The organism is Pseudomonas sp. PvP027 (assembly GCF_017833005.1).
GTDB lineage: Bacteria > Pseudomonadota > Gammaproteobacteria > Pseudomonadales > Pseudomonadaceae > Aquipseudomonas > Aquipseudomonas congelans.
This window is the reverse complement of sequence record NZ_JAFIBK010000001.1, coordinates 4,252,278-4,276,902: the sequence shown is the minus strand read 5'-3', so window position 1 is coordinate 4,276,902 and position 24,625 is coordinate 4,252,278. Positions and strand designations below refer to the sequence as shown.

21 protein-coding genes and 4 pseudogenes are annotated in these 24,625 nt (G+C 54.2%); 12 read left to right on the top strand and 13 right to left on the bottom strand.

Translation table 11 applies throughout. The features are described from left to right. Positions 1–5 precede the first annotated feature (5 nt). Positions 6–428, top strand: coding sequence for a DNA mismatch endonuclease Vsr (vsr, locus tag JOE33_RS18480; protein WP_209924107.1), 423 nt, complete (start codon positions 6–8; stop codon positions 426–428). An 87-nt stretch (positions 429–515) separates the two neighbouring features. On the opposite strand, the gene JOE33_RS18475 is transcribed toward vsr, so the two are convergent. After that, positions 516–884, bottom strand: coding sequence for an HNH endonuclease signature motif containing protein (locus JOE33_RS18475; protein WP_209924151.1), 369 nt, complete (start codon positions 882–884; stop codon positions 516–518). Positions 885–2,176: 1,292 nt separating this feature from the next. Between JOE33_RS18475 and JOE33_RS25880 the strand changes: the two genes are divergently transcribed. Beyond that, complete coding sequence (locus tag JOE33_RS25880; RefSeq protein ID WP_141250297.1) at positions 2,177–2,680, top strand: DUF4145 domain-containing protein; 504 nt, start codon at positions 2,177–2,179, stop codon at positions 2,678–2,680. A 91-nt stretch (positions 2,681–2,771) separates the two neighbouring features. On the opposite strand, the pseudogene JOE33_RS26065 reads toward JOE33_RS25880, so the two are convergent. Further along, a pseudogene (locus JOE33_RS26065) lies at positions 2,772–3,961 on the bottom strand (SGNH/GDSL hydrolase family protein). Beyond that, positions 3,961–4,140, bottom strand: a pseudogene (locus JOE33_RS18460) (chemotaxis protein); the annotation flags it as partial. The pseudogenes JOE33_RS26065 and JOE33_RS18460, both read right to left, overlap by 1 nt. Positions 4,141–4,792: 652 nt before the next feature. Here JOE33_RS18460 and JOE33_RS25865 point away from each other — a divergent pair. Next, positions 4,793–4,963, top strand: a complete 171-nt coding sequence (locus JOE33_RS25865; RefSeq protein WP_239987269.1) for a hypothetical protein — start codon at positions 4,793–4,795, stop codon at positions 4,961–4,963. A gap of 54 nt (positions 4,964–5,017) precedes the next feature. Here the strand turns inward: JOE33_RS25865 and JOE33_RS18450 are convergent, their stop codons facing one another. Beyond that, entirely contained in the window at positions 5,018–5,167 is a 150-nt protein-coding gene (locus tag JOE33_RS18450) for a hypothetical protein (RefSeq protein ID WP_239987268.1), read from the bottom strand. Positions 5,168–5,350: 183 nt separating this feature from the next. Between JOE33_RS18450 and JOE33_RS18445 the strand changes: the two genes are divergently transcribed. Then, the gene (locus JOE33_RS18445) at positions 5,351–6,034 is read left to right on the top strand and encodes a hypothetical protein (RefSeq protein WP_187624933.1); all 684 of its coding nucleotides are present in this window, start codon (positions 5,351–5,353) and stop codon (positions 6,032–6,034) included. A 257-nt stretch (positions 6,035–6,291) separates the two neighbouring features. Here JOE33_RS18445 and JOE33_RS18440 read toward each other — a convergent pair whose 3' ends face one another. From JOE33_RS18440 to JOE33_RS18425, 4 genes are read right to left on the bottom strand one after another with little or no spacing between them, the layout of a single operon-like run. Further along, on the bottom strand, positions 6,292–6,993 hold the full coding sequence (locus JOE33_RS18440; protein ID WP_096130956.1) for a hypothetical protein: 702 nt from the start codon (positions 6,991–6,993) through the stop codon (positions 6,292–6,294). Continuing rightward, positions 6,993–8,117, bottom strand: a complete 1,125-nt coding sequence (locus JOE33_RS18435) for a hypothetical protein (RefSeq protein ID WP_209924106.1) — start codon at positions 8,115–8,117, stop codon at positions 6,993–6,995. Before JOE33_RS18435 ends, JOE33_RS18440 begins: the two co-directional genes overlap by 1 nt. Beyond that, entirely contained in the window at positions 8,114–8,839 is a 726-nt protein-coding gene (locus tag JOE33_RS18430) for a hypothetical protein (protein WP_187624931.1), read from the bottom strand. Before JOE33_RS18430 ends, JOE33_RS18435 begins: the two co-directional genes overlap by 4 nt. Beyond that, on the bottom strand, positions 8,829–9,155 hold the full coding sequence (locus JOE33_RS18425; protein ID WP_187624930.1) for a hypothetical protein: 327 nt from the start codon (positions 9,153–9,155) through the stop codon (positions 8,829–8,831). The genes JOE33_RS18430 and JOE33_RS18425 overlap by 11 nt, the downstream gene beginning before the upstream one ends. A 553-nt stretch (positions 9,156–9,708) precedes the next feature. On the opposite strand from JOE33_RS18425, the gene JOE33_RS18420 reads away from it, so the two are divergent. Next, a complete protein-coding gene (locus JOE33_RS18420; RefSeq protein ID WP_187624929.1) occupies positions 9,709–10,173 on the top strand; it encodes a GNAT family N-acetyltransferase in 465 nt (154 codons plus the stop codon). A 180-nt stretch (positions 10,174–10,353) separates the two neighbouring features. Then, positions 10,354–11,439 (top strand): GGDEF domain-containing protein, encoded by a 1,086-nt coding sequence (locus tag JOE33_RS18415; protein WP_187624928.1) that lies wholly within the window; start codon positions 10,354–10,356, stop codon positions 11,437–11,439. Positions 11,440–11,454: 15 nt separating this feature from the next. Here the strand turns inward: JOE33_RS18415 and JOE33_RS18410 are convergent, their stop codons facing one another. After that, positions 11,455–11,886 (bottom strand): GNAT family N-acetyltransferase, encoded by a 432-nt coding sequence (locus JOE33_RS18410; RefSeq protein WP_010427696.1) that lies wholly within the window; start codon positions 11,884–11,886, stop codon positions 11,455–11,457. A 389-nt stretch (positions 11,887–12,275) separates the two neighbouring features. On the opposite strand from JOE33_RS18410, the gene katG reads away from it, so the two are divergent. After that, the gene (gene katG / locus JOE33_RS18405; RefSeq protein WP_187624927.1) at positions 12,276–14,546 is read left to right on the top strand and encodes a catalase/peroxidase HPI; all 2,271 of its coding nucleotides are present in this window, start codon (positions 12,276–12,278) and stop codon (positions 14,544–14,546) included. A 75-nt stretch (positions 14,547–14,621) separates the two neighbouring features. Here katG and JOE33_RS26010 read toward each other — a convergent pair whose 3' ends face one another. The 3 genes and pseudogenes from JOE33_RS26010 to JOE33_RS18390 all read right to left on the bottom strand — a co-directional run. After that, positions 14,622–15,926, bottom strand: coding sequence for a PAS domain-containing protein (locus JOE33_RS26010; protein ID WP_032615107.1), 1,305 nt, complete (start codon positions 15,924–15,926; stop codon positions 14,622–14,624). 594 nt (positions 15,927–16,520) lie between these two features. Further along, the gene (gene nhaA, locus JOE33_RS18395) at positions 16,521–17,699 is read right to left on the bottom strand and encodes a Na+/H+ antiporter NhaA (protein ID WP_187624926.1); all 1,179 of its coding nucleotides are present in this window, start codon (positions 17,697–17,699) and stop codon (positions 16,521–16,523) included. Between the two features lie 165 nt (positions 17,700–17,864). Then, positions 17,865–17,989 (bottom strand): annotated as a pseudogene (locus JOE33_RS18390) (ABC transporter substrate-binding protein); the annotation flags it as partial. 8 nt (positions 17,990–17,997) lie between these two features. On the opposite strand from JOE33_RS18390, the pseudogene JOE33_RS18385 reads away from it, so the two are divergent. From JOE33_RS18385 to JOE33_RS18370, 4 genes and pseudogenes are all read left to right on the top strand, one after another. Continuing rightward, positions 17,998–18,081 (top strand): annotated as a pseudogene (locus JOE33_RS18385) (LuxR family transcriptional regulator); the annotation flags it as partial. 95 nt (positions 18,082–18,176) lie between these two features. Continuing rightward, complete coding sequence (locus JOE33_RS18380) at positions 18,177–19,136, top strand: proline iminopeptidase-family hydrolase (protein WP_240009345.1); 960 nt, start codon at positions 18,177–18,179, stop codon at positions 19,134–19,136. Between the two features lie 226 nt (positions 19,137–19,362). Continuing rightward, on the top strand, positions 19,363–20,988 hold the full coding sequence (locus tag JOE33_RS18375; protein ID WP_187624925.1) for a methyl-accepting chemotaxis protein: 1,626 nt from the start codon (positions 19,363–19,365) through the stop codon (positions 20,986–20,988). A 410-nt stretch (positions 20,989–21,398) separates the two neighbouring features. Next, entirely contained in the window at positions 21,399–21,908 is a 510-nt protein-coding gene (locus JOE33_RS18370; RefSeq protein ID WP_010436832.1) for a GAF domain-containing protein, read from the top strand. A gap of 13 nt (positions 21,909–21,921) precedes the next feature. Here the strand turns inward: JOE33_RS18370 and JOE33_RS18365 are convergent, their stop codons facing one another. Then, positions 21,922–22,377, bottom strand: a complete 456-nt coding sequence (locus JOE33_RS18365) for a GNAT family N-acetyltransferase (RefSeq protein WP_122589257.1) — start codon at positions 22,375–22,377, stop codon at positions 21,922–21,924. Between the two features lie 363 nt (positions 22,378–22,740). Between JOE33_RS18365 and JOE33_RS18360 the strand changes: the two genes are divergently transcribed. Beyond that, complete coding sequence (locus tag JOE33_RS18360) at positions 22,741–24,564, top strand: EAL domain-containing protein (protein WP_187624924.1); 1,824 nt, start codon at positions 22,741–22,743, stop codon at positions 24,562–24,564. Positions 24,565–24,625 lie beyond the last annotated feature (61 nt).

Genomic DNA, 24,625 nt, shown 5'->3' with positions numbered 1-24,625 from the left:
CGGATATGACCGACTTCCTCTCTCCTAAAGAGAGATCAGAGAGGATGGCCCGAATCAAGGGGAGCAACACTCGCCCAGAAATAGCACTGCGCAAAATATTGCATAGTCTAGGTCTGCGCTACCGTCTGAATGGGACAGGCTTGCCCGGCAAGCCTGACCTTGTATTTCCACGGTATAAGTCAGTGGTTTTCGTTCACGGATGCTTCTGGCACCGACATTCCAACTGCAGCATTGCCACAACACCGAAAAGCAACACAGCATTCTGGGTGGAAAAATTCGAGAAGAATGTCGCTCGGGATATTCGGATGACATCGGTTCTAGAGGCATCAGGATGGAAAGTATTCATCGTTTGGGAGTGCGAGGTGAATTCTACAAAAAAAGCAAATATCACCGGAAAGCGACTTGCGGATTTAATACGGAAGAAATAGGAAAACATCTATCTAAATTAAATGAACGACCGTTATCCGTCCGACAAAAACCCCTGACAGCATCTTTTTTTGAAAAAATGTTGAAGACTACTTATTAATTAATTTTTCCCACCCGGCAATGATATTTTCTTTTAACGCAATCGCATCTTGGAGTTTTCTACCGAACTCCTTCCGATCAACAGAATAGTGGACACGACGATGACAATTAGGACAAAGTGCAGCGACATTTGAGGGCAAATCTGGGCCATCATCGGCAAGCCGAGTGAGATGGTGCACTTCAAGAAAGCTCCGTCCATCGGGACGAGTGAATGGGGCTAAGGACCCACACGCTTCGCATTGCCCATTTGATCTAAGCGATGCGTAGAGGTGAACTGCAGCACTCCTAGACCTATACTCCGTCAAGCTTATCCGAGGCTCGGATTTACTGGAGACTAAAGACGTTAGTCGATACTGCATCTCTCGCAAGTCACTGGATGACTCTATATCCAGATCACTTTGCTCACTGTAATAATTGTACCTCTCGTCACCGATAGGCAGGAGGCGAAAACGCCATAGTTTATCCCCCTGACGATTACCATTACTCGGCACGAACTGGTCAAAGCCTGAGACATTAAACTGCCCACAGTAGGAAAATAATTTCCCATAGGTGCCTCGATCCGCCACCTCTCTCGCAGTTGGTTCTCTTGTAGTGAAGAGTAGAACTGAAAATTTCCCAGAAGAGAGCTTAGAGTTCGCGGCATTACTCAGAGATTGATCACCGGTGCGGCCTTGGCCAAAATACCACCAAGTACCGTCAGAGAGTCGCTCATCCGAATAACCAGCTTTTTTACCGCCTCGGCCTCCTGATGTACAAATAAGACATCCTGGCTCCTCCCGCCCCCAAAGAACACCTGACTGCGCTTGTCTGCTACCTATGAATTCAAGGAGACGGGATCTCTCATACTCTTGACCAATGACAAAGGGGGACATTTTCACTCCAGAATCACCCAACAAGTTGTATCAATATATGCGAAGGCAGAGTCGAATTAAAGAGAAAACATCAATACGCCATCATGCAATAATCAACATCTCCCTGCAGATCTAAAAGCTTCTGCGATATCCAGAACAGTTAGACAAACGGCGTACCTTGATGCAGGACTGGGGAGATTTTGCTGGCCTCGAATGCACCGCGGCCGAGCGTGGCTGAATCCGATTCCTAGGTCCCAGACACGAAAAAACGGCGTTGGCCGGTTTTTTACCCTAGTTTGATCAGGCGCGTTTCTACTTAGTGCCAGACGCTTTGGGAGGCAGAACCTCGGACTGGGCTTTTTTTGCAGCCGGGTAGTAGCTAGGGTGCATGACTCCGAGCTTTGGAAGCGGCGCCGCGGCGTAAGCATTGCAACGGACTCAGTATTCCAAAGAGTATTCCAAGAAAAAAAGACGAAACTTAAATCCCTTAAAAATCAGCAGCTTAAGCAATTAGTTCAGATTACCCCGGCCCACCAAACAAGCGTTACAAATAAAGCACTTCGCGTTCGTCGCAAGTGCTTTTTTTGTGTCTTTTGGGGCTGTTTTGGCTCAGTAATGCCAGCTCAATGACAGCATCAATCTGACTGCCGAGGAATGCAGTGCCAACTTCTCCCGTGATTCTAAAAGCCCATTGCAACAGCTGCTCGAGAACGACTAGTCATACCGAGGTGGCGCTGAGAAAGACCAGCGACGATTCCGAAGATGAACGCGGCATTGAGGAATGGGGCACGACGTACCGTATGATGCAGTGCCGCGGATGCGACAGCGTCCTGCTGAGGGCTGATAATTGGCACTCGCATTTCGATGCTGGCCCGCCTGAATATTACCCTCCCCGCGTGGCAAGAAGATCTCCCACGTGGATGTGGCAGCTACCGCCTGAGTGGTGGTCTTTAATGCGAGAGGTCTACACGGCGCTTCACGCTGATAGCCGTAGGCTCGCACTTATGGGAGCCAGGACCCTCATCGATATTTATATGAATTATACCGTTGGCGATCTGGGTGGGTTTGATAAGAAATTGCAGGCAATGGTGGACGACGGGCATTTGAGCATCAAGGATAAGGATGTGTTGTCTGCAGCGCTTGAAGCAGGCCACGCTGCTGCACATCGAGCTCATTCACCATCTATGTCGAATGTCTCGCATGTGATGGATATAGTAGAGCACTTACTACACAGGCATGCGTTGGCTACGTCTGCAGACGAGTTGAAGAAGGCGACTCCGAAGCGACAGCCGAACAGTAAATGATCCGTAGATAGAGCTGCATCGCACTTGCGCCCAGCATTGTGGCGTTGACAGTGTGGCGGGATAGAGGCTTGGGCCGCGGCGTGATTGTAAATTAAACCTTGCGAATCCCAAACTGCGCGGCGCTCACCGTCGAGTCCTGCGGCCACGTACAGGCCCATGCGTGAGGTAATCACGGTTTCACTCAGGTCAATCGTGCCGCGCTGTTTCCAACGCCCCGGAAAAGCTGGCCGCCATGGTGAACGGCTTTTGGTACTTGTCCATCAAACGATAGTAGAACGTGGACGATGCACATCTAACCGTCTTGGTGATGGTCAACTCAGCCTCCCAAGCCAGAATGCCGTGCGACGAACCCACCATCTCTACCGCCGACACCATTTCGATAACGTCGCCGGCCGCCAGGTTGGTCTGTACCACGTTCGCAGTGGGTTGATGTATATGTAGCCGCCCGCCGCCGCCATGTTGCCACGCAGCTCGATGCACTGCGCCTCACTATAGGCGGCAGGCTCCTCATACCACTGCGTTGTGATACCGGTCATGCCAGAGCCTACGCCCTTGTAGCCGTCCGCCAGCACAGACCAGGCCACGGCGTTTACTCCGGCCGGGAGCGTGCCGCCAGTACCCGCCAGCAAAAGGTTTGCGTTGAGGCAGCCGAACGGGCGAATGGCCGAGTAGATATCGCCAGCGTCCGTGGGCAGCGGGATGCCGGGAAATTCGAAGTTGGCGGTGATGATCGGCACCACTCGCGAACTGATGAAGTCGGCACCCAGGATGTTGGGGTGCAGGCCCTCAACCGTCATGGCCCCGGTAAAGCCGTCCCAAATATTCGACCGACACGAACTGGCTGACGTAGCTCAGTACCCAATCCTTGTAGGCGATCGCATCGGCCAGCGCTTGACCGGTCAGCGCCCTACTCCCGAACCGAGGCGTACCGGTGCCGACGATCAGGTACTTGCCGGGCGTATTCAGGAACGCGGTGACGATCTTCATCACGTTGGCTTTCGTGTCCGCCAGGCTCATACCTGCCGTGGTGCTATCGTTCGTGCGCGACAGCAGCAGCCACAAGTCCGCGGTCGACGACGCAATGCAGGCCGGTAGCCTGGCCAGAAACTGCCCGGTGTGGTCGCCGAGCTTGCCTTGGTTGTCTACGTAGCTGGGAAAAAGGCCGGTGCGCGCCGCGATCCAAGCTGCGTAGCCATAGGCCTCGGTACCGAACGCCGTCGCCGCGATGGTGTGGCAGTTGCCAGAGAAGCTATCGCCGAGCAGGCCCAGGCCACGCCGTATAGGTTGTCAGTAAGCTGGGCAACCTGGCCGGTCAGGGCTTCAATCTTCCCTTCCATACGGCCAACAGCGGCGGCCAGCTCATTATGCTCTTTGGCGAACTGGTCGGCTCGGGCCTCGGCCTCTTTGCGGGCTTGGTGTTCCAAGTCGAGCAGTTCGTTCAGCCTGCGGACGGTGCCGATAACCTACCGCCCTCATCTCGCTGCTCAGCGAGCTCCCGCTCTTCGAGCGATTTGATATAGGCGTAAGCATCAGCCTTTGATGTGAACGTCGGGCCGACAGTGCTTATGCCACTGAAGACCTTGAAAAATAGCGTGTTCTAGGATCGCGAGCACTGCCGCCCTCGACCACATGATATTTCGACATACTTATTCCTCGCTGTGACAAAAAATTGCTGAACCGCAATGATAAGACAAGGAAAACAAGTATCGGAAAGCAAAAAGCCCATCTCATAGACGGGCTTTGCTCGCGGAAAGGCCGCAAATCAATGTGAAATCCATAGATTCTGCCCGATCCTGTCAAACCAATTCATAAAAGAGTCTTCACAAGGCTTGACTACATCGAGGCGCACCTTCAAACTCCAAATCGCACCAAATCGCACCATAAAACATAATCAGGCACGAAAACGCACAAAACCACCTCGGAGTTCATGAAATGGCGATAGACTTATCCAACACCACGCTTTATTCCATAAAGCAGGTCTGTGAAAAACTCGGGGTTTCCCGAAGCACCCTTGATCGGTGGCGAGGAGTTGCTGGAAACCCACTGGGCCGCGCTATCGGAGTCAGCTCAAATGGGGCGGTCGCCCGGATGACGCCTAGATCATATTCGGGCATGAACGACTGGGAAGGACTTTTGGGTGAGCCGTCTTTTCCCGCGCCAGACACCTACCTCAACGATTCTCCCCGCTGGACGCTGGAAACGCTGAATGCCTGGGTTAATGCTAAGCCGATTCCTAAAGCGCGTCACAGGCTGCAAGGTTTTAAACCGGAAGCTGACGAATGACGGTATGCGGTAGATTGAAAATTCGGTCTGCCGCTTATCCCTTGCTCTCAAACATTAGGCCGCTTCTCGCCTGACCTCCAAAGCACCATCAATCCAAGCATTTCCGGCCTTCCATAGCTGTCTGGTTTTTTCTTCCCCGAACCCCATTTTCTTTCCCACGACAATCAGGGAAATATCGCGAGATGTGTAGTACTTGATGATCACGTTGCCCGCCTCCTCATGCCGGTTAGCAAAGCAGATGGGGCATACTGACTAGACGATGATCGCGCGCATATATGGGCGCTGGCTGCCGTCATCTGAGGATTCGTCGGGCAGTAGAGCGGAAACCGCGTTTTCCGATGTATCCCAAAAAATTTGCCCACAGAAGATTGGCTAAGGGAGAGCGCCATGGCTGACACCATCGAGAAAAGTGCCCTTGTCTGGTTCGCCGGCATACTTTTTGGAGCAGTGACTACTACAGCAACGGTGACTCATGTTCTGCACGAGCAGTTCATAACACCTTTAAAAGTTTTCGAGTCCAATCAAAAGGCCGAGAAGCTTAATTCTCAACTAGAATCGCAAAAAACGGCATTACTTGACCTGAACAGCACCAAGGAAGAGCTGGATAGAGCTCGACAAAAACTTGCAGCTATTGAGCATTCAAACCTGTTCATTAAGGGAGAAATATATCCCGCAACTCTGAACAGCGTTAAGTTGGGGCAAAGTATTGACACACTTCAAAGCGCCTACAAAAAAGATAGCATATCCGATTCAACGCGCAATCCAGATCAGCCCCAATTCACGATTAGCCTGGAAAACTCGATATTTAGAGAAGTTAGGTATAGTTACGACCCGAAAACAAAGATAATCGTCATGGTTAGCTATTTTCTGGACTACAGTAAGTCACTAGGAAAGGACTTTTTAAGATCAGCTCTCACCAGAGCCCTTGGTGAGCCTGAAACATCTGGAACCAGTGGCCAATACAAATGGAAGGTTGTCGGAGCCGGAAGCGGATACCTAGTGATCGATAGCGTCTACCTTGTTTTACCTAAAGGATTGGCACCTCGCGTCTGGGACGGTGACAGCAACTAACGAACATACCGGCTTCCGGGCTAAAGGTCCCGTAATACGGGAAGAGGCGCGGTTCGGTACCGACACTCATACCAGACCCGGTACACCTATGCATCCATGACGCTATCGGCTGGCGGACACCCGATGTTGGTCTCGAAGCAGATGGGACGAACAGACTGGACGATGTTTGTACGGGGGGTATGGCAGATGGATGCCATTAAGTAATGAGGAAGCTTGGGCGAAGGCTGAGACTGCGTTCGCCAGTAATATTTCGACGATCACCCGGTTAACTCGAAAGACGTAACAGACATAATGAAACTCAATGAATCAACCGCGCCCCATCCAGCCAAAGCCAAGCTAAATGAGCTTGAAAGTTCAATGATCCTCTCATTATTTTTAAAAAAGAATGACAACTTCAACCTGTCTAGGGAAAGCCGTCTGTCTGCAACTATATTTTCCATTTGTGCAATTGCATCTGCCGAAGACTCAACCGCAATTCTGAAAGACGATTCCGTATTAATATTTATGACTGAAGATTGTGCTTTCAAAATGCGAACCCTGGTGATCCCGGGAAAAGATTGAAACCTTTTATACCAATCATAAACATTCAACTTCACAGCATCAAATGAAAATGCCATTGAGAAGGCCCGACGTAACGTGGATATAAACTGCCTAAGCCCCTTGGGCGGAGACTCAATGAACACTTGATAAGCGCCTCCCGATTGACCAACCAAATAAAACTTGAAACTTATATATTGAAGATAGAAGTTCTGCTGAGAGTCACCATAGACATCAATTATATTATCGATAACTTCATTTTGTTGATGATATTTAAAAACTTGAATCCCCAACTCATCACCAATCGATTCGACCCCGGAGCCATATTCAATACTAAAAGAGGCGGAGTTCAGCATAGAGACGACCTTGTTTAGCTCCGCATCAATGCGAAGCGAGAAAGCTCGAAGTCTGATATTACGCATTAGGGCTTCCCCGCAGTGAGAACTTTAATTGTATCTTCAGCCGCCCGAACGATCAGTTTTTTAATCCGCTCCTCCTCCACAGGTGAGGCTTTGACCCTTCCGCCAAAAACCCCAGATGCTTGGTAGTGCTTTACTCCTTTAAGAATATAAGAAAAATCAGAGCATGCGACCTTGTTTCCAAACTGAGCCTCAATTACATATATATCGGAGTCTATCTGATTATTATCAGTTGCATGCCACAAAATCTTACAGATATAAAACCCTTCAGCTTCAAGCGCTAGTAGTTGATCAGACTCTAAAACACCTTGACCGCTTAGTTGAGCTTTCGTGATATGGGTGGTAGGGCGACTTGCTACAGCCGGGGGCCCTTCCTCTACGTCATCCTGATGGTCATCACCATCGCTTTGAAGTTCGTCAACTAACAAGTCCACTTCATTGAGCTTAGGATTGAATGTGGCTAAATCAATCACGTCGACTTGTTTGAATTTAGGTAACCTTTCAATCAACTCTCTAAAAAAGCGCGTGCGGAGGACAGGATCCGGATACGCAGCTAATGAAACTTCCGAGACCTTTACTTGGGAATCAGTCATAATCTCAATTTGGCTTTGCAGCTGCGCGTTAAGGCTCTTAAACTTATCGTTCATAGGGCCTGTCACTTTCCATCCTTTGCGAAAAGGCTCTAGCGTTATGACAGCCTGCTTCTGAACTACCTGCCTAAACTCTGATTGTCCATAATCAGTCTTTTGATAGTGAACCGTACAGGTAATGACACCATTTTCAGAAGAAACATCAATAACATCATGATCTTCGGCCTCGAAGAGCTCCTTGGTTGATTCCAAGGCTTTCATCATGTCATCAACAGATACCGTGCTTGTGATATTTATATTGGTAGTCCGCTCTCGGACACTATGAGCCCCGATCAAACGCGATAGCTTTTGGTAGTCGTGATAATCATGAAAGAAGCTGCTGAACTGACTGGCTAGCGCTGCCTTATCTGTTTCTGGCGAGATTATTATCCCTCTTGAAAGAAACAACTCACGCAAATGCGCTATGGTTACCTTACGTTGATTTAACGCATCGAACATTGCTTTATCGGACGCGTAATAAAGGCTACCAATCTTCATGTTCGATCCCACCCTATCTGTTCGGCCTTATAATTATGCACAGCCATTGTAACAATCTCAAGTTCTATGCTTTCCAAAATAGCACGACGATGCGCGTCCTCGTTCCACTCCCGCACGTAGCTTGCGATAGCACTCATATAGTTACTCCGGAGATTGGGACTAGAGTTTCGACAAATCACCCGAATACGAATTTTAATGTCTTTGTCGCTATTAAGAAGCTGAAACCTAGACAGCGCATCAAATAAATACATAAATTCGTACTCTGACTCACCCGCTCGCCGATAATATATTACATAGCCCTCTCTATAAGTCTGTGACCAAACACCCTCACCAGACTCTGCATGAACAGCGGCATGGTGAATTATCATATAGGGAGACGCAATAAGCTCCATAGTCGCTGGCCTTGACCAGTAATCCCCCGCAGCTTTATGCAAAACCATATCAGGATAAAGGAATGTATATTTATATTTAGGAAATGTGTCCGCAGCGATTAGAGAGTTGATATCCTGACGGAGAGTTGCCATATGATTTATCAATGCTGGCTCTGCAATATGCAGTTGCTGACCTTCCCTTACATGCATAGTCTCAAAGCGTAGATCTTGGAAGTGATTATAAAAGTCACGATCGTACTGGTCGTCGTGATTAAAAACGAAAAGCAATCCTTTAACTGCTCGGCGCTCATTTTTTATTGCTACATAACGGTCACGCCACTCAGGGCTCACATAAGCGCACTCTATTGAACGAGCCAATGAGACAAGAGCTTTTTTTTATTTCAGCCGGGCCAATCGAGCCTTTAGCATAACTTTTAAGATCGGTATGCATGTAAATTTCTTTATTCGCATAAGGATCGAAATACTTAAAAACGACATCTGTGGGGTGGTGGTGCTCTCCTTCCTTTGACTTAGCATGGAGATCTTTCTTCTCACATTTATAATTGAGATTAGTTGGCCCTACCACTTTCCATTTAAAAAAAGAAAATATTTCGCCTGAGATTTTTTCCGCCATTCTGCCAATGTTTGATAATTCTCCGCCTGACATACCAGCTCCTTAACATCTGCAAAGTGAGCTAGAAGGACGTTTCGGCGTTTTTGGCTGGCCTCCTGCCTACCTCGTCATGCTAGCTAATCGACATTAGACTAATGCTTGCAGTGTCTCAAGCACGATCTCGCATGCTCACCCGGTAGATTGGCAGGAAATGACAGCAAAATAGCAAGGTGGACGTCACGCGCTACGAAAATAGGGCTCCGGATGCGGGTTCAAATCCTCCCGACATCCAAAACGCCCATAGGCGTCTTCTTTTGACCTGAAATTCAGTGAGCACTAGCCCCAAGCAGAACCGTTACCCTCCAAGCATTCCAGACAGCACGTCCAGCTTTTTAGCCCCCCATTGACACCCACCCCAATCCCCCAGACTATAAATCAATGACCAACCCCCACCGACCAAACATCATGCACACCTCAATGCCCCCCCTCGTGCGGGCCATAAGATGATGCGCGCGTAGCTACCAAGTGCATTGACTCAAGCCCCGCCAGGAATGGACGGGGATTTTTTATTCTCCGTTCACCATGGCCTCATTTCAGGAGAATAAAAATGCTACAGATCCGTCGAGCTAAACGATGCGATGCCGAGGCGGCGTTCGATATTCGCTTTCAGGCAATTCAGAACCAATGCAGCTCCGTTTATACAAACGACCAAGTGGTGGCCTGGACCTGCGTTCCGCTCACGGATAAATACAGATCCTGGGTGGAAAACGATTATTACCTGGCCTGCGTCGATGGAATTCCTGTGGCAACAGGGGTGATCAATCTCGAGAGCGGAGAGCTGGAGGCGATATTCGTATTGCCCTCATTCATGGGCCAGGGAATAGGTAAAAGGATGGTCGCTCATCTTGAGCATTTGGCACGAGAGGCAGGACTCGCCGAAATCCATCTCGAAGCCACATTGAATGCACAGAGGTTCTATCAACATTGTGGCTTCACCGGAAGCGCCCATACTCTCTACATCTCTCCCTCAGGGCTCCGTTTGGCATGCGTACCCATGCGCAAGCAACTGTAGATCGGACCAGCGCTGCCCTGCCCTTCACCCAGCCAGGCCTGCACACCCCACCCCCAGCAAGACCGACGGCCATCCCCCCCTATCTGGCAATGAAGTATAGTGGCCATATATCATCACCCCTCTCGATCAAGGCGTGTGCCGTCGACAACGGTTCGGCTGGCATAAGTACGGAAGCTGCACATGCCGCAAAGAAGAAACCTGAAAAACTCTATTTTCGTCCCCTTGAAGCTGTCTCAATTGATTGGTCTTTTCAGTTGGGTTATCAGCTGGTGCCTGAATCCGTCCATTGATCGATCACTGGATATATTCATCTGCTGCGCGCTGGCGGGGGCGGCGCTGTCGATCATTGTCACGTCCAATAGCAGGAGCATGCTGGCGTGGCGTCTGTTCGGCATCATTTACATGGCATCGCTGACCTTTCTGTTCAAGGAACAGATCGAACGCATGGGCGTGGAAGCGTCGATGTGGGGGCTGGTTGTCACCTCCCTGCTCATCACGGGAATGAGCGTATTCTTCGTCAAGTTTATTGATTACATCGCCGCGGCAGCCCTGATCTGGCTGATCATGTGGGAAATGGACCTGACGGCCGTTGGCGTCAACCATGCACCTTTGTTTTATGTGTTCCTGATCAGCTCGACCTTGCTGGGCGGCTGCCTCAATGCAACCTTCCTGAGCCTGGTCATGCAGACCATGACAGCCAGGGACCGTTATCAGGAACTGTCCGAAACCGACACCCTGACGCATGCGCCCAATCGCCGCGCACTGGTTGCCAGTCTGAATACTGCGCTGGCGTGCGCTGAAAAATCGTCGTTGTGGTTTGCCATGATTGATCTGGATCACTTTAAAAGTATCAACGACACCCATGGTCACGACGTGGGCGACAATGTCCTTGTTGGGTTTGCGACACTCCTAAAAGGCACAAAGGGGCTGATCGCCTTTGGGCGTTTGGGTGGGGAAGAGTTTGGCGTGATCTTGTCGGCGGCGAACGCCACAGACGCTGTACGCGCACTGGAAGAGTTGTTGAGGCTCGCGCAAAAGGATGAAGCGGCTCAAGTCCCCTATTCATTCAGTGGCGGCGTTGCGAGTTTGTCGCGGGTTGAAACTGTCAACGATCTGTTGAAAGAGGCCGATGAGAACCTGTATCACGCCAAGCGCAATGGCAGAAAATGTATCGCCTTTGAAGGCCGGATAGTTTCATCGAGCGCTGCCAGCACAATGACGCAGAATCAAGCGGCGCAATCAGTTGACGCGCCTACGCATGCGTAGCGCACCTCTCGCCCTTCAAACATTCCCGTCCCGCCGCACCTTCGAATACCGATCGATATCCTCCCGCAGCGTCCAACCCTGCCCCTGCCAATAACGCCCGGCCGCTCCATTGCTCTTCATTACGTCCAGATGACACTTGTATATACCCAGCGCGTCTAGGCACTCGAGGCAGCGTTCGACCAACTTATGGGCGATACCGCGCCGGCGATACTCGGGCAGCACAATCAAATGCTGCAGATAACCGCGGCGTCCGTCATGCCCGCACATCACACAGCCGCACAAGGCGCCGTCCGCCTCGGCGACAAAGCTCATGCCGGGGTTGCGTTCGAGGTAGCGTGCGGTGGCTTCGCGTGAATCGGCGTCGCGCAGGGAAATGCCCGGTGTGCTGCGCATCAGTTCGATGACCGCGTCGTAGTCGTCCAGGGTCATGCTGCGAATCGTGATCATTGGTTGAGCGGTCTGAAGTCTCATGGGCTGCACAGGTTAGCAGAGCCGCTTGATGCCTTGATGACAGCGCTGCCAGAGTCTGCCTATCGCCCCGTAATGTTCTTTCTATTAGAAATCTTCGCGAAGAAGGCTAATCTGCTTAAGCATCGGCGAAAGTCGTGCGGTTTCACCCTGATAAGGAGATAAGAATGAGCTCAAGTTTGCGACGCACGTTGTGGGCTCGGCTCGCAGCAATCTGATGATCGCTGTGCTGCGTATCTGTAGAGCTGGCCTGATCGTTGACCGAACGGCCGGCATGAACCCAGTGCTGTTGAGTTCCGTCATCACTGTCTGAGGTCCCACGAGTGGACTGGATGGCCGGATGCAAATGACAAAAAGGTGTATCAAGCATGTCAACTGAATCGAAATGCCCCTTCAACCACGCTGCCGGCGGCGGCACCACCAACCGTGACTGGTGGCCCAAGCAGCTGAATCTGAAGATCCTGCATCAGCATTCCTCGCTCTCCGACCCGATGGGCGAGAGTTTCGACTATGCCAAGGAATTCAAGAGCCTTGACATCGAAGCGGTCAAACAGGACCTGCGCAACGTCATGACCCAGTCTCAGGACTGGTGGCCGGCAGACTTCGGCCACTATGGCCCGCTGTTCATTCGTATGGCCTGGCACAGCGCCGGTACCTACCGCACAGGCGACGGTCGTGGCGGTGCAGGTGCCGGTCAGCAACGTTTTGCGCCGCTCAACAGTTGGCCTGACAACGTCAGCCTGGACAAGGCGCGCCGCCTGATCTGGCCGATCAAGCAGAAGTACGGCCGCAAGATCTCCTGGGCTGACCTGATCGTGCTGACCGGTAACGTCGCGCTGGAGTCCATGGGCTTCAAGACCTTCGGTTTCTCCGGTGGTCGCGCGGATGTCTGGGAACCGGAAGAGGACGTGTACTGGGGTTCCGAGACCACCTGGCTGGGCGGTGAAGAACGCTACGGCGTGCAGAAGAAAATGCAGCAACCGGGCGACGGCACGCTGGTGGCCGAGCCGGAAAATCACGCCAACGAAGAAAGCCGCACGGCGAACGGCGAACGCAATCTGGAAAACCCGCTTGCCGCCGTGCAGATGGGCTTGATCTACGTGAACCCAGAAGGCCCTGAAGGTGTGCCGGATCCGGTTGCTTCGGCAAGGGATATCCGTGAAACCTTCGGTCGCATGGCGATGAATGACGAAGAGACCGTGGCGCTGATCGCCGGTGGTCACGCCTTCGGCAAGACCCACGGTGCCGGCCCTGCCGACAACGTTGGTCCGGAGCCTGAAGCAGCTGGCCTTGAAGAACAGGGTCTTGGCTGGAGAAACAAATTCGGCAGCGGCAAGGGTGGCGACACCATTACCAGCGGCCTGGAAGTGACCTGGACTTCGACGCCGACCAAATGGAGCAACGAGTACCTCGAAAACCTCTTTGGCTTCGAATGGGAACTGACCAAGAGCCCGGCAGGCGCGCATCAGTGGACGCCGAAGGACGGCGCTGGCGCCGGCAAGATCCCGGATGCTCACGATCCATCCAAACGTCACGCACCGAGCATGCTGACCTCTGACCTGGCACTGCGCTTCGATCCGGCTTACGAGCAGATCTCGCGTCGCTTCCTCAACAACCCCGAGCAACTGGCCGACGCGTTCGCCCGTGCCTGGTTCAAGCTGACTCACCGTGATATGGGCCCGCTTGCCCGCTACCTCGGCCCCGAAACACCGACCGAAGAGCTGCTGTGGCAAGACCCGATTCCAAGCGTCGATCATGCGTTGGTGGATGATAAGGATGTGGCCGCGCTCAAGACCAAGATTCTCGCTTCGGGCCTTTCGGTCTCGCAGCTGGTGTCGACGGCCTGGGCCGCAGCTTCTACCTTCCGTGGCTCGGACAAGCGCGGTGGTGCCAACGGCGGCCGTCTGCGTCTGGCTCCGCAGAAGGATTGGGCGGTCAATCAGCCTGCGCAGTTGGCGGGCGTGCTGAAGACCCTCGAGGGCATTCAGAGCGAATTCAACGCAGGTCAATCGAACGGCAAGAAGGTTTCAATCGCCGATCTGATCGTTCTGGCCGGTAACGCAGGTGTCGAGCAGGCGGCGAAAAATGCAGGCCAGCACGTCACCGTCCCGTTCGCACCGGGCCGCGCCGATGCGTCTCAAGAGCAGACCGATGTTGAGTCGTTCAGCTTCCTCGAGCCGATCGCCGATGGGTTCCGCAACTATCAGAAGGGGCATTACAAGGTCTCGGCAGAATCGTTGCTAGTCGACAAGGCGCAACTGCTGACCCTGACTGCACCGGAGATGACTGTACTGCTGGGCGGCCTGCGGGTCTTGAACATCAACGTCGGACAGAGCAAGCATGGCGTCTTTACTGATCAGCCGGGCACTCTGACCAACGACTTCTTCAAGAACCTGCTGGACATGGGCGTGGAGTGGAAAGCGACTGCGGGAGGCACTGATACATTCGAGGCCCGTGACCGCAAGACGGGCGCAGTGAAATGGACTGGCACCCGTGTCGATCTGGTCTTCGGCTCGCATGCTCAACTGCGTGCGATTGCCGAGGTGTATGGCAGCTCGGATGCACACGAGAAGTTCGTCAAAGACTTCGTGGCAGTCTGGACCAAGGTGATGAACCTGGACCGCTTCGACCTGGCCTGATGTGCTGAGTTGAAAAAACGCCTCCCTTGCGGAGGCGTTTTTTTTGCTGCTATCAATAAGCGAATGCCGGTTTTATCAACGGCTCATCATGCTTGCAGCCTGCTCCGTCGCTTCGGTCGTTCTGGTCGCCAGCTTGCGAACTTCATCCGCCACCACCGCGAAGCCGCGCCCTGCCTCACCGGCGCGCGCAGCTTCGATTGCCGCATTGAGCGCCAGAAGGTTGGTCTGGCTGGCAATGCTCTGGATAGTGCCGACTATCTGGGTCAGTTGAGTGATATTCTCTTCCAGGTTTTTCTGATGCTGTGCTTCGGTGTCGCGAAGAGCATCCTGCTCATGTTTCAAATGCACATCCACCAGCGCACCGACCACCCTCAGCGGAACACCTTCAGGATTGCGGCGAGTCTGGCCGCGCGCACGGAACCAGCGGTACTCCCCGGTTTTCATCTTCAGGCGGTATTCGATATCGAACGGAGTCTTGCCGGTCCGGTCATTCAAATGCGCCCCGAACGCCGTCAGGCTTCGTTCCTTGTCTTCAGGGTGCAGCCGTGACGCCCAACTATCCAGTACATCGGGAAACTCTTCCACCGTTTCAAAACCCAGCAGACGCCTGAACTGTGGAGACCACCAGAAAGGATTGCGCGCATTGACCGGGTCGCCGGCAATGACCTCCATGTCCCAAAGACCGTCGGAGAGCATCTCCCGGGCCAGTTCGAATCGGGTAATGATCACATCGTGTTCAAGGTCACGCTCAAGCTCATCATGAATATCCCGAAGAGAGCCCGCGACACGCAGCGGCGTTCCGCGTGCGTCTCTTAACGTTTCGCCCTGGGCATAGAACCAGCGATAAGTGCCGTCCTTCATCGCCAGGCGATTCTTGATCCGATATGGCGTGTTGCCGGAACGGTCATTCAGGTGTTTGGCAAATGCGTCCAGCGAGGCTTGTTTATCCTGGGGATGAAGACGGTCTGCCCAGCTTGCCAATACGTTGGGGAAATCGCGCTCGTCGTTGAAACCGAGCAGTGTGCGAAATTGCTGCGACCACCAGAATCTGTTGTTCGGGTTGACCGGATCGCCCGCGACGACCTCCATATCCCAGAGGCCCTCGCTCGACGCACGGTTGACCAGATCAAAGCGGGTTTCATAGGCCGCGGCCGAGGCAGAAGCTTCACCCAGCAGGTGGCGGGCGGTTTCCAGCTCTTGCTCAAGAGCGGCAATACGTTGCTCGTCAAGACGACGCTGCGTGCTCAAGGAGCTCCAGCACTCAAGTACCGCGTTTTTTTCGGCACATCCCCTTACCGAGGGCTCAGTGCCGCTCTTGAGCGATGAGATAAGTTGCTGAAGGGCCTTTTTGTCACGACGGGGGCTGAACAGGTGAAACATGCTGTGGGCTCTCAAAATAGGACAAGTTGGCCGAGTCCCTGGCGCGTCCCGTCTTTATCGACATCACACTTGTTTTCTGTAATGCCAGATTGCGATCAGATAATGGTCACTCGTTGCAGAATCAACTTCACGGCCTGCTGATCGGTTTGCGCCCCTTCAATCAATTCAGCAACCCAACCGCAACCTGACTTCTCCAGATGAACCCGCCATTCACCGGGACATTCCGACTACTATCGTGCCAATGCTCCGCGTTGGCATGCATGTCGTGACGCTCTGCGTCACAAATCTGCGCCGCGCCGCACATTCAGGATCGGACGCAGAGCGTCCAGAACGGCATTCCCACGCTGGAGCGTGAGGAACGATAATCCTGTAACTATCGTGCCAATGCCCCGCGTTGGCACGCATGTCGTGACGCTCTGCGTCACAAATCTGCGCTGCGCCGCACTTCAGGATCGGACGCAGAGCGTCCAGAACGGCATTCCCACGCTGGAGCGTGAGGAACGATCATCCTGTAACTATCGTGCCAATGCTCCGCGTGGGGGCGACAGTGTTTTCAAGGACTACGCAAGGCGAGGGAACGCAAATAAGAGCAGTTCAGCCCTGCTGCCCAAACCTGCGCAACACAATCACACCCAACACAGCCGACAGCACCGAACCGATCAGCACGCCTACCTTGACCTCATCGACGAGTTCCGGCGCGCCCGGGAAGGCCAGTGCGCCAATGAACAGGCTCATGGTGAAGCCGATACCACACAGGGCTGCGACGCCATAAAGCTGGCCCCAGTTGCTGCCCTCCGGCAATCGGGCCAGGCCTGCGCGAATTGCCAGCGCGGCCATGGCGAAGATGCCGACCTGCTTGCCGACCAGCAGCCCCAGCGCAACACCGAGCGGGACCGGGTCCACGAGGTTGTCGGCGGTGATGCCCGACAGTGACACGCCAGCGTTGGCAAAACCAAAGATCGGTACGACGGCAAAAGCCACCCACGGGTGCAGTTTTTCTTCCAGATGCAGCAGTGGCGAGCGAGCCTCTTCATCGGGCTTGCCCAGCGGAATGCAAAGCGCCAGCGCGACGCCCGCCAGGGTGGCGTGGATGCCGGACTGGAGCATGAAGAACCACAGCAGCGCACCTACAACCAGGTAAGGCAGCAGCTTCTTGACGCCCAGACGATTCAGCGCAACGAGCACGGCGATGGAGCCCAGGGCTGCCAGCAGCATGGGAATGGAAAGATCGCTGGTGTAGAACAGCGCGATGATCAGCACCGCGCCAAGATCATCGAGAATCGCCAGTGCAGACAGAAAAATCTTCAGCGACAGGGGCACGCGCTTGCCCAGCAGTGACAGCACACCCAGGGCGAATGCGATGTCGGTCGCTGCCGGAATGGCCCAGCCGCCGATAGTATCTGGCCGTCCCCAGTTGAACACCACGTAGATCAGCGCCGGAACCACCATGCCGCCCAGCGCCGCAAAGCCCGGCAAGGCCCTCTGGCTCCAGGACGCGAGCTGACCGGCGAGCACTTCGCGCTTGATCTCCAGGCCGACGAGCATGAAGAAGATCGCCATCAGACCGTCATTGATCCAGTGCGAAACCGACAACCCGGCGAACACTGCGTGCAGCGCTGCGAAGTAGCTGTCGGCAAGCGGTGAGTTGGCTACGATCAAGGCCGCCAGAGCAGCTGCCATCAACACCAGCCCGCCAGCGGATTCGGCAGCGAAGAAACGCGTGATGAACGCCAGCGCGTTCGGGGATTCGGTACGGGGGGTGGGTTTATGCATGACAGCTCCGCAGGGTACAGCGCAAAAAGGCCGCAATTTTACCATCCGCAGAACCTGTCAAAGTCCCGATAAACCTGAGGATACAAATTAGCGTTTCCCGGCCGACTGCGCGCCGGAAAAGAACGCTGAAGAGCGCCTGGCGTTCAGGCAAGCGCCTGGTTCATGTCACTTCCTGACCGCTTCTTCGAGCCTAATCGGCCCAGCGGGTTCATCCCTAAGTGCTCGATGTCCTTGCGCGACACGCCGATGTAGGGGCTGTAGTAGAAGTCGGTCCAGTTGACGTCCGCCTCGTGGTTGATCAGCAGCCATGCAGACGCTGGAGGCCAAAAACCGTGTGCAGGCGGTGGTGCGTTACGTTCACTACCGCTTACTCGACCACTGACCGGATTATTGGCCAAAACCTATCACTTTCCATAGTTATGAGACGCAAGACGTCGCGCTATGGTGCCCCCAAACTATCCAGCAGGGACCGGCGACATGGCAGATATGACGATCAAGGAAGGTTTTGCACCCTTTGGCGACTATCAGACGTGGTATCGCATCACCGGCGACCTGCACGGTCCCGGCACACCATTGGTCATCCTGCACGGCGGCCCCGGCTGTACGCACGATTACGTCGATTCGTTCAAGGACATCGCCAGCACCGGCCGGGCCGTTATCCATTACGACCAGTTGGGTAACGGGCAGTCGACTCGACTGCCCCACAAGGGTCGCGGCTTCTGGACGGTCAAACTGTTCCTGAGTGAGCTGGCTAACCTGCTTGAGCATCTGGGCATCAAAAACAACTACGCCTTGCTGGGCCAGTCGTGGGGCGGCATGCTGGCTTCGGAGCATGCCGTGCGTCAGCCCAAAGGACTGAAAGCACTGATCATCGCCAACTCCCCCGCAGACATGCTCACTTGGGTAAGCGAGGCCAACCGGCTGCGCGAGGATCTGCCCCTTGATGTGCAGGCTGTGTTGCTCAAGCACGAAGAGGCGAAAACATTGAAAGATCCGGAATACCTGAAAGCCTCGCGGGTATTCTATGACCGTCATGTCTGCCGCATCACACCCTGGCCCTATGAGGTGAAACGTACCTTCGACGCGATTGACGCCGATCCGACTGTGTACCACGCCATGAATGGCTCTACCGGGTTTCACGTCATCGGTACGCTGAAGAACTGGACCATCATTGATCGCCTGAAGCTCATCAACGTTCCGACCTTGCTGATTTCAGGGAAGTATGACGAAGCCACACCGCTCGTCGTGAAGCCCTATGTGGATCACGTCCCCAACATCATTTGGTCTGTCTTCGAAGAGTCCAGTCACATGCCACATGTAGAAGAACGAATGGCGTGCATGGGGTGCATCGCAGGTTTTATGGACACGGTGGGCGCACGTTTAAAACGTCCGCAACTTAACGATAAGACATGGCTCCGCATCTTGGGCATCACGTAATTAGAGCGAATACTTTAATAACATTCACCCGACTAACGGTTAATATCATTCACAATTTATTGGAACTTTTTCAGGTCATACGGCTGCCTTACAGCAAATAATGGCACGAGGCTATTATGAAATAACCTTCATGACCATTTTGTTAAAGCTCTCTCGTTTTCAGCAGAAAAACAGTCATTGGGAGGAACGTATTTGCCTTCCGCCTGTTTTGCCGCTGGAGGCAACCATGAACCTCAGATCGTTAAGCATTTCACGCAGGGCCTCCCTGTGTTTTGGCGTCATTACCTTGTTGTTGATCGGTCTGGGGGCCTTCTCCTACGTACAGATCGGCCACCTGCGCGTAGCCGAGCAGAACATAGAAGAAAACTCACTGCCCAGCATTCAGGTCGTCGACGACATTCAGATCGCCCTGCTTCACGCCCGTCTGGAAAGCATCAGGATGCTTGCCAGCAACGATCCGACCGTACACGCCACCGCAGAAGCCAAGGTTCGGGAAGCGATCGAGGCGCTGCGTGCCAACAGCGACTTCTATCAAAAACACCTGCTGTCGGGCGAAGCCGACCGGGCGCAATTCGAAGAAGCCAATAACAAGATGGGCGTCTACATTGATGGCTTGAAACAGGTCGTCGCACTGGACAGCGCTGATCACGACAGAGCGGTCTCCCTCGCCAACGGAGAGCAGGCCCAAAAAGCCGCTGCCTATCAGGAAAAACTCACTGTGCTACGTGGGCACAATGCTGAAGAGGCGGTCGTCTCCGGGAAAGATGCCACTACAGTCTACGACCACAGCGTCAACGTGTTGATGATTGTGCTTATCGCAGCGTTCCTGCTTACCGTGGTACTCGCGATTGCCCTGACACGCAGCATTGTCGACCCGATCAGCGTCTCGCTGAAACTGGCGGAAGACATCGCCGCCGGTGACCTGACCCGGCAATTGAGCGTTAGCGGCAGCGATGAAGCATCACGCTTGATGACGGCCCTCAACACCATGTCGGGCAACCTGCGTACCACCATTCACGAAATTTCCGGCGCTTCCGCGCAACTGAGCACTGCCGCCGTCGAGATGACGTCGATCACCGAAAGTGCCGACCGCACATTGCAGCAGCAGAACAGCGAAATCGAGCAGGCCGCTACCGCGGTAAACGAAATGAGTGCTGCCGTAGAAGAGGTCGCTCGTAATGCTACCTCGACCTCGCAGGCCGCCCAACAGTCGAGCCTTTCAGCCGACCTGGGTAACCAGCGCGTCAACGAAACCCTGACGGCCATGCAGAACCTGACAGGCCTGGTCGAGGGCTCCTCCGCGCAAGTGACTGCGCTGGCCGGTCAGGCTCAGGACATCAGCAAAGTGCTGGGCGTGATTCGCGGCATTGCCGAACAGACCAACCTGCTGGCACTCAATGCAGCCATCGAAGCCGCGCGTGCCGGCGAACAGGGTCGCGGCTTCGCTGTGGTAGCCGATGAAGTACGGGCTCTGGCGCATCGCACACAGACGTCCACGCAAGAAGTCGAACAGATGATCTCAGCGATTCAGGCCGGCTCCTCTGCCACCGTCGAGTCAATGCAGAAGAGCACTGAGGAAGTTCACAACACGCGCAAGACCGCAGAAGACGCCGGGGAGTCGCTGCGCCAGATCAACGACTCGGTACTCGAGATCAATAACCGTAACTTGCAGATCGCGGCTGCCTCCGAACAACAGGCGCATGTAGCGCGTGATGTCGACAGAAGCCTGGTCAGCATTCGTGACCTGGCCGTGCAGAGCAGTGAAGGCACCCGGCAGACGCTGATCGCCAGTACTGAACTCTCGCAGCTGGCGGTCAACCTGAATGATCTGGTGCTGCGCTTCAAGACGTAATCCAGGCAGCTACGCCGACCGGGCATGACAGAAGGGCAGCAGATTCGTCTGCTGCCCTTCTTTTTATAGAGTCAGTAACGTTCGACACAAAAACGATAACGGTCCCTCCCCCTACAGCCACTTCCTTTCAAAACCTGAAGGCCGCGCGTCTCTGCTGACAGCCTTTCAGACGTATTGCCTTCACTAGTTGAAACCGGATCCGTAAAGACCCATTGACGAGCCCGGACTATTTGAAAAAGCCAGCAACGTTGACAGGGGAATTAAACTCATTCGATAGTTGGCAGCGAACAACAAAATATTTCATGTAAGCCACGATCAGGTATGACACGATCACTTCCTGCACGGGATCGGCAGCGCCCGGCGTACTGCCAAGGCCGCATCAGTGCTTTTTATGACCAGGGTGACAAATTTTGAACAACAACCTGACTTCCGCAGAGCTGGCAGTCATCAGTGAAATCGAGGCGACTTCCAGTCTGTTAAGGCTGGTAACCCGGCTGACTGGGCTGAGATTTGCAGCCATTGCCAAAGTCACCGAGGCCAGCTGGACCGCATGCGCTGTTTACGACGAAATTCAGTTCGGGCTGGAAGCCGGTCATCAGCTCAAGCTGGAGACCACGTTCTGCAATGAGTTGCGTCTGCACCGCCAGCCTATCGTAATCAACGAAGTCGCGACCGACCCCGTCTACGCAGAGCATCCCATTACTAAAATGTACGGCTTCCAGAGCTACTTCTCATTGCCGATCATTTTTCCCAACGGAGAGTTCTTCGGCACCCTGTGCGGCCTGGATACCAAGCCTGCGCCACTCGATGACGCCAATACCCTCGATACCCTGAAGGTGTTTTGCACGCTGATCGCCAGCACGCTGTACGCGCACTACCAACTGCAGGAAATGCAGGAGATACAGGAAGTCACCGCTTAAGGCATGGAACGCCTCAGACGCGCAGTTCCCTCTCCATGATCAATGTGCGCTCCTCTCCCTCCAGATGCTCTCGCACCAGGCTGAAGCCCAGCGCCAAGTAAAACCCCTGCGCAGTCAAGGATGACGGTACAACCATCCGCACCGCGCCTGCCTTGCGTGCGACAACCTCCAGCTCGGCCATCAACAAACGCCCGATCCCCTGCCGATGCCTGTCAGGGTAGACAAATACCGAGCGCACGACCTCCCCCTCCAGACTCGCAGTGCCCACCACCCTATTGCCCTCTGACGCCACAAATACCCGCCGCTGCCGCATGAGCTGCTCGATCGCAGCCGGGCTGAAACTCGACTGCACGCGCTCGATCACGCTGGCGGGATAATCCCTGGCGTTGCTGATTCGCAACGCCGCCAATACCACTCGGCTGATGGCATCTGCGTCGGCCAGGCGGGCGGGTCGCACCTCAATGCTCATAGTGTGCCTCGTGGTTATCCTGCGATGGTTAAGCTCGTTTTCAGCAAAGGCCGGTAAGCAGCACACCAACTCAAACCATGAAGAATGTGCTCGCTTCGCACGCAAAAAATGTAGCCGAAGAGTCTGCATGACGACACTCGATTCACTTTTTTTCGGCAAGTCGACGAATGGTAGTGCTCGAAACAGGCCGCAAACAAACGGTCAACCCCTCGCCGTCCGTGGGTTGAGCAACGAAAGCGTTCAAAAAACCCGATATGCGGCCGATTAATCGGTATCTCGCCGCTGTGGTCGGAATCTTTTCGTCTGTTAAAGTGAGTTTCGTGATGTCATATAGGCATCATCGAACATCCATTGAGAATCGTCATGAACGCCAGTGCCCCCATTCCTCTGAATGAAACGCAACGTCTGTTGCGCATCCGGGAGCTGTGCGTGCTTGAAGATACGTCCGATGACGTATTCGATGAAATCGTCGCGATGACCGCTGCATTTTTCGAGACGCCGATTGCCTTGATCTCAATCGTCGACGAGCACCGCCAGTGGTTTCGTGCCAAGGTGGGCCTGAATGCCCGTGAAACACCCCGTAACGTGTCCTTCTGCGCCTACACCATCCTTTCCGACACGCTGTTCGAGATTCCCGATGCGACGCTCGACGAGCGCTTCGTGAACAACAGCCTGGTGACCGGCCACCCTGACATCCGCTACTACGCAGGCGCTCCACTGATCACTGATGACGGCATTGCCCTGGGCAGCCTGTGCGTGATCGACACCAAGCCGCGCGAGCCGATGAACGAATACCAGACGGATATGCTCAAGCGCTTTGCGTCGCTGGTCATGAAACGCATTATCGGCCTCAGGCTCAGTTGCTTCATTGATCAGCCCACCGGCTTGTACAACCGCTCACGCCTGCAGGAAGACATCAGTCAGGCAGTGGCATCCAGTGTCGATTATCAGTTGGTCGCGGTGGACATGATTACCTCGGCGTTCCTCAACGACATCGTCAAGGCTCTGGGTTACAGCTTCTCCCAGGATCTGGTGACGGCGATCAAGAACCGCCTGGAGTGCCTGCTGCCACCGACCTGTTCCCTGTACAAGGTCAGCCCTACGCGCTTCGGCTTTCTGTTGGCAGGGGAACGCACCCCTGAACACCTGTTTCGTACCATCCTCAAAGACTTCGAGACGCCCGTTGAATGCCGGGGCATTCCAGTGCAGATGCAGGTTGGTCTCGGGGTCGTGACCCTGAATCGCAATCCGGTCGAAGAACAGGACTGGATGCGTATGGTGATCAGCGCAGCCGACGATGCCCGCGACCGCGATCTTGGCTGGGCGATGTATGAACCGCACTTCGACGCCGCACAGCAGCGAGCCTTCAAGCTGCTCAGTTCGTTGACCGGTGCAGTGCACGCTCATGATCAACTGCGGCTGGTCTACCAGCCGCGCATCGATCTTGACTCCGGTCTGTGTACGTCAGTAGAGGCCTTGCTGCGCTGGAATCACCCGACGCTCGGCGCCATCGGGCCTGCCGAATTCGTGCCGCTGGCCGAGAAGACAGCGCTGATGCGCCCGCTGAGTCTCTGGGTGCTGACCCGTGCCATCGAACAGGCTGCTCGTTGGCAGCAACAGGGATTCGATTTCCGCATTGCGATCAACGTGACGCCCGAAGACCTCACCGGCCCGGCGTTCACTGACCGGATGATCCGCCTGCTGGGCAAGCACAAGATCGACCCTACCCGCTTTGAGCTGGAGTTCACTGAAGGCGCTTTGATGCACAACCCGGCAGAAGTACGCCACCAACTGGAGCGCATGCGCCAGATGGGCATGGATGTGGCAATCGATGACTTCGGCACGGGCTACAGCAACTGGAACTACCTGCGACAGTTGCCTGCGACGACGGTCAAGCTCGACCAGTCGCTGATCCGCAATCTGGCGTCCGACAAAACCGATCAGCGTCTGGTCAAGGCATTGATCGGTCTGGCCAAGAAACTCGGTTACTGGGTCGTTGCCGAGGGCATCGAAACCGATGAGATTCGTCGTCTGGTCAAGCAGTGGGGTTGCGATGAAGGCCAGGGCTACCTGATCGCCAAACCCATGGAGGCCGAGGCTCTGCTGAACTGGATAGGCCCGAACCAACGCCTGCAGAGTGCTGCCGAAGCCGCAGAGGCCGCACTCGTCCGCGACAAACAGTTATAACCTTAGAACACATCTTCATAACCGTTTACAACACAAGCCGTTATGCTGCCCGCCACTTTTT

Coding starts and splice junctions, on each gene's coding strand:
- JOE33_RS18475 (WP_209924151.1), bottom strand. CDS start 884: ATGCAGTATCGACTAACGTCTTTAGTCTCCAGTAAATCCGAGCCTCGG.
- JOE33_RS18375 (WP_187624925.1), top strand. CDS start 19,363: ATGAACCTCAGATCGTTAAGCATTTCACGCAGGGCCTCCCTGTGTTTT.
- nhaA (WP_187624926.1), bottom strand. CDS start 17,699: ATGCATAAACCCACCCCCCGTACCGAATCCCCGAACGCGCTGGCGTTC.
- JOE33_RS18445 (WP_187624933.1), top strand. CDS start 5,351: ATGGCTGACACCATCGAGAAAAGTGCCCTTGTCTGGTTCGCCGGCATA.
- JOE33_RS18365 (WP_122589257.1), bottom strand. CDS start 22,377: ATGAGCATTGAGGTGCGACCCGCCCGCCTGGCCGACGCAGATGCCATC.
- JOE33_RS18420 (WP_187624929.1), top strand. CDS start 9,709: ATGCTACAGATCCGTCGAGCTAAACGATGCGATGCCGAGGCGGCGTTC.
- JOE33_RS26010 (WP_032615107.1), bottom strand. CDS start 15,926: ATGTTTCACCTGTTCAGCCCCCGTCGTGACAAAAAGGCCCTTCAGCAA.
- JOE33_RS18360 (WP_187624924.1), top strand. CDS start 22,741: ATGAACGCCAGTGCCCCCATTCCTCTGAATGAAACGCAACGTCTGTTG.
- JOE33_RS18380 (WP_240009345.1), top strand. CDS start 18,177: ATGGCAGATATGACGATCAAGGAAGGTTTTGCACCCTTTGGCGACTAT.
- JOE33_RS18440 (WP_096130956.1), bottom strand. CDS start 6,993: ATGCGTAATATCAGACTTCGAGCTTTCTCGCTTCGCATTGATGCGGAG.
- vsr (WP_209924107.1), top strand. CDS start 6: ATGACCGACTTCCTCTCTCCTAAAGAGAGATCAGAGAGGATGGCCCGA.
- JOE33_RS18425 (WP_187624930.1), bottom strand. CDS start 9,155: ATGTCAGGCGGAGAATTATCAAACATTGGCAGAATGGCGGAAAAAATC.
- JOE33_RS18415 (WP_187624928.1), top strand. CDS start 10,354: ATGCCGCAAAGAAGAAACCTGAAAAACTCTATTTTCGTCCCCTTGAAG.
- JOE33_RS25880 (WP_141250297.1), top strand. CDS start 2,177: ATGATGCAGTGCCGCGGATGCGACAGCGTCCTGCTGAGGGCTGATAAT.
- JOE33_RS18410 (WP_010427696.1), bottom strand. CDS start 11,886: ATGATCACGATTCGCAGCATGACCCTGGACGACTACGACGCGGTCATC.
- JOE33_RS25865 (WP_239987269.1), top strand. CDS start 4,793: ATGAACGACTGGGAAGGACTTTTGGGTGAGCCGTCTTTTCCCGCGCCA.
- JOE33_RS18435 (WP_209924106.1), bottom strand. CDS start 8,117: ATGAAGATTGGTAGCCTTTATTACGCGTCCGATAAAGCAATGTTCGAT.
- katG (WP_187624927.1), top strand. CDS start 12,276: ATGTCAACTGAATCGAAATGCCCCTTCAACCACGCTGCCGGCGGCGGC.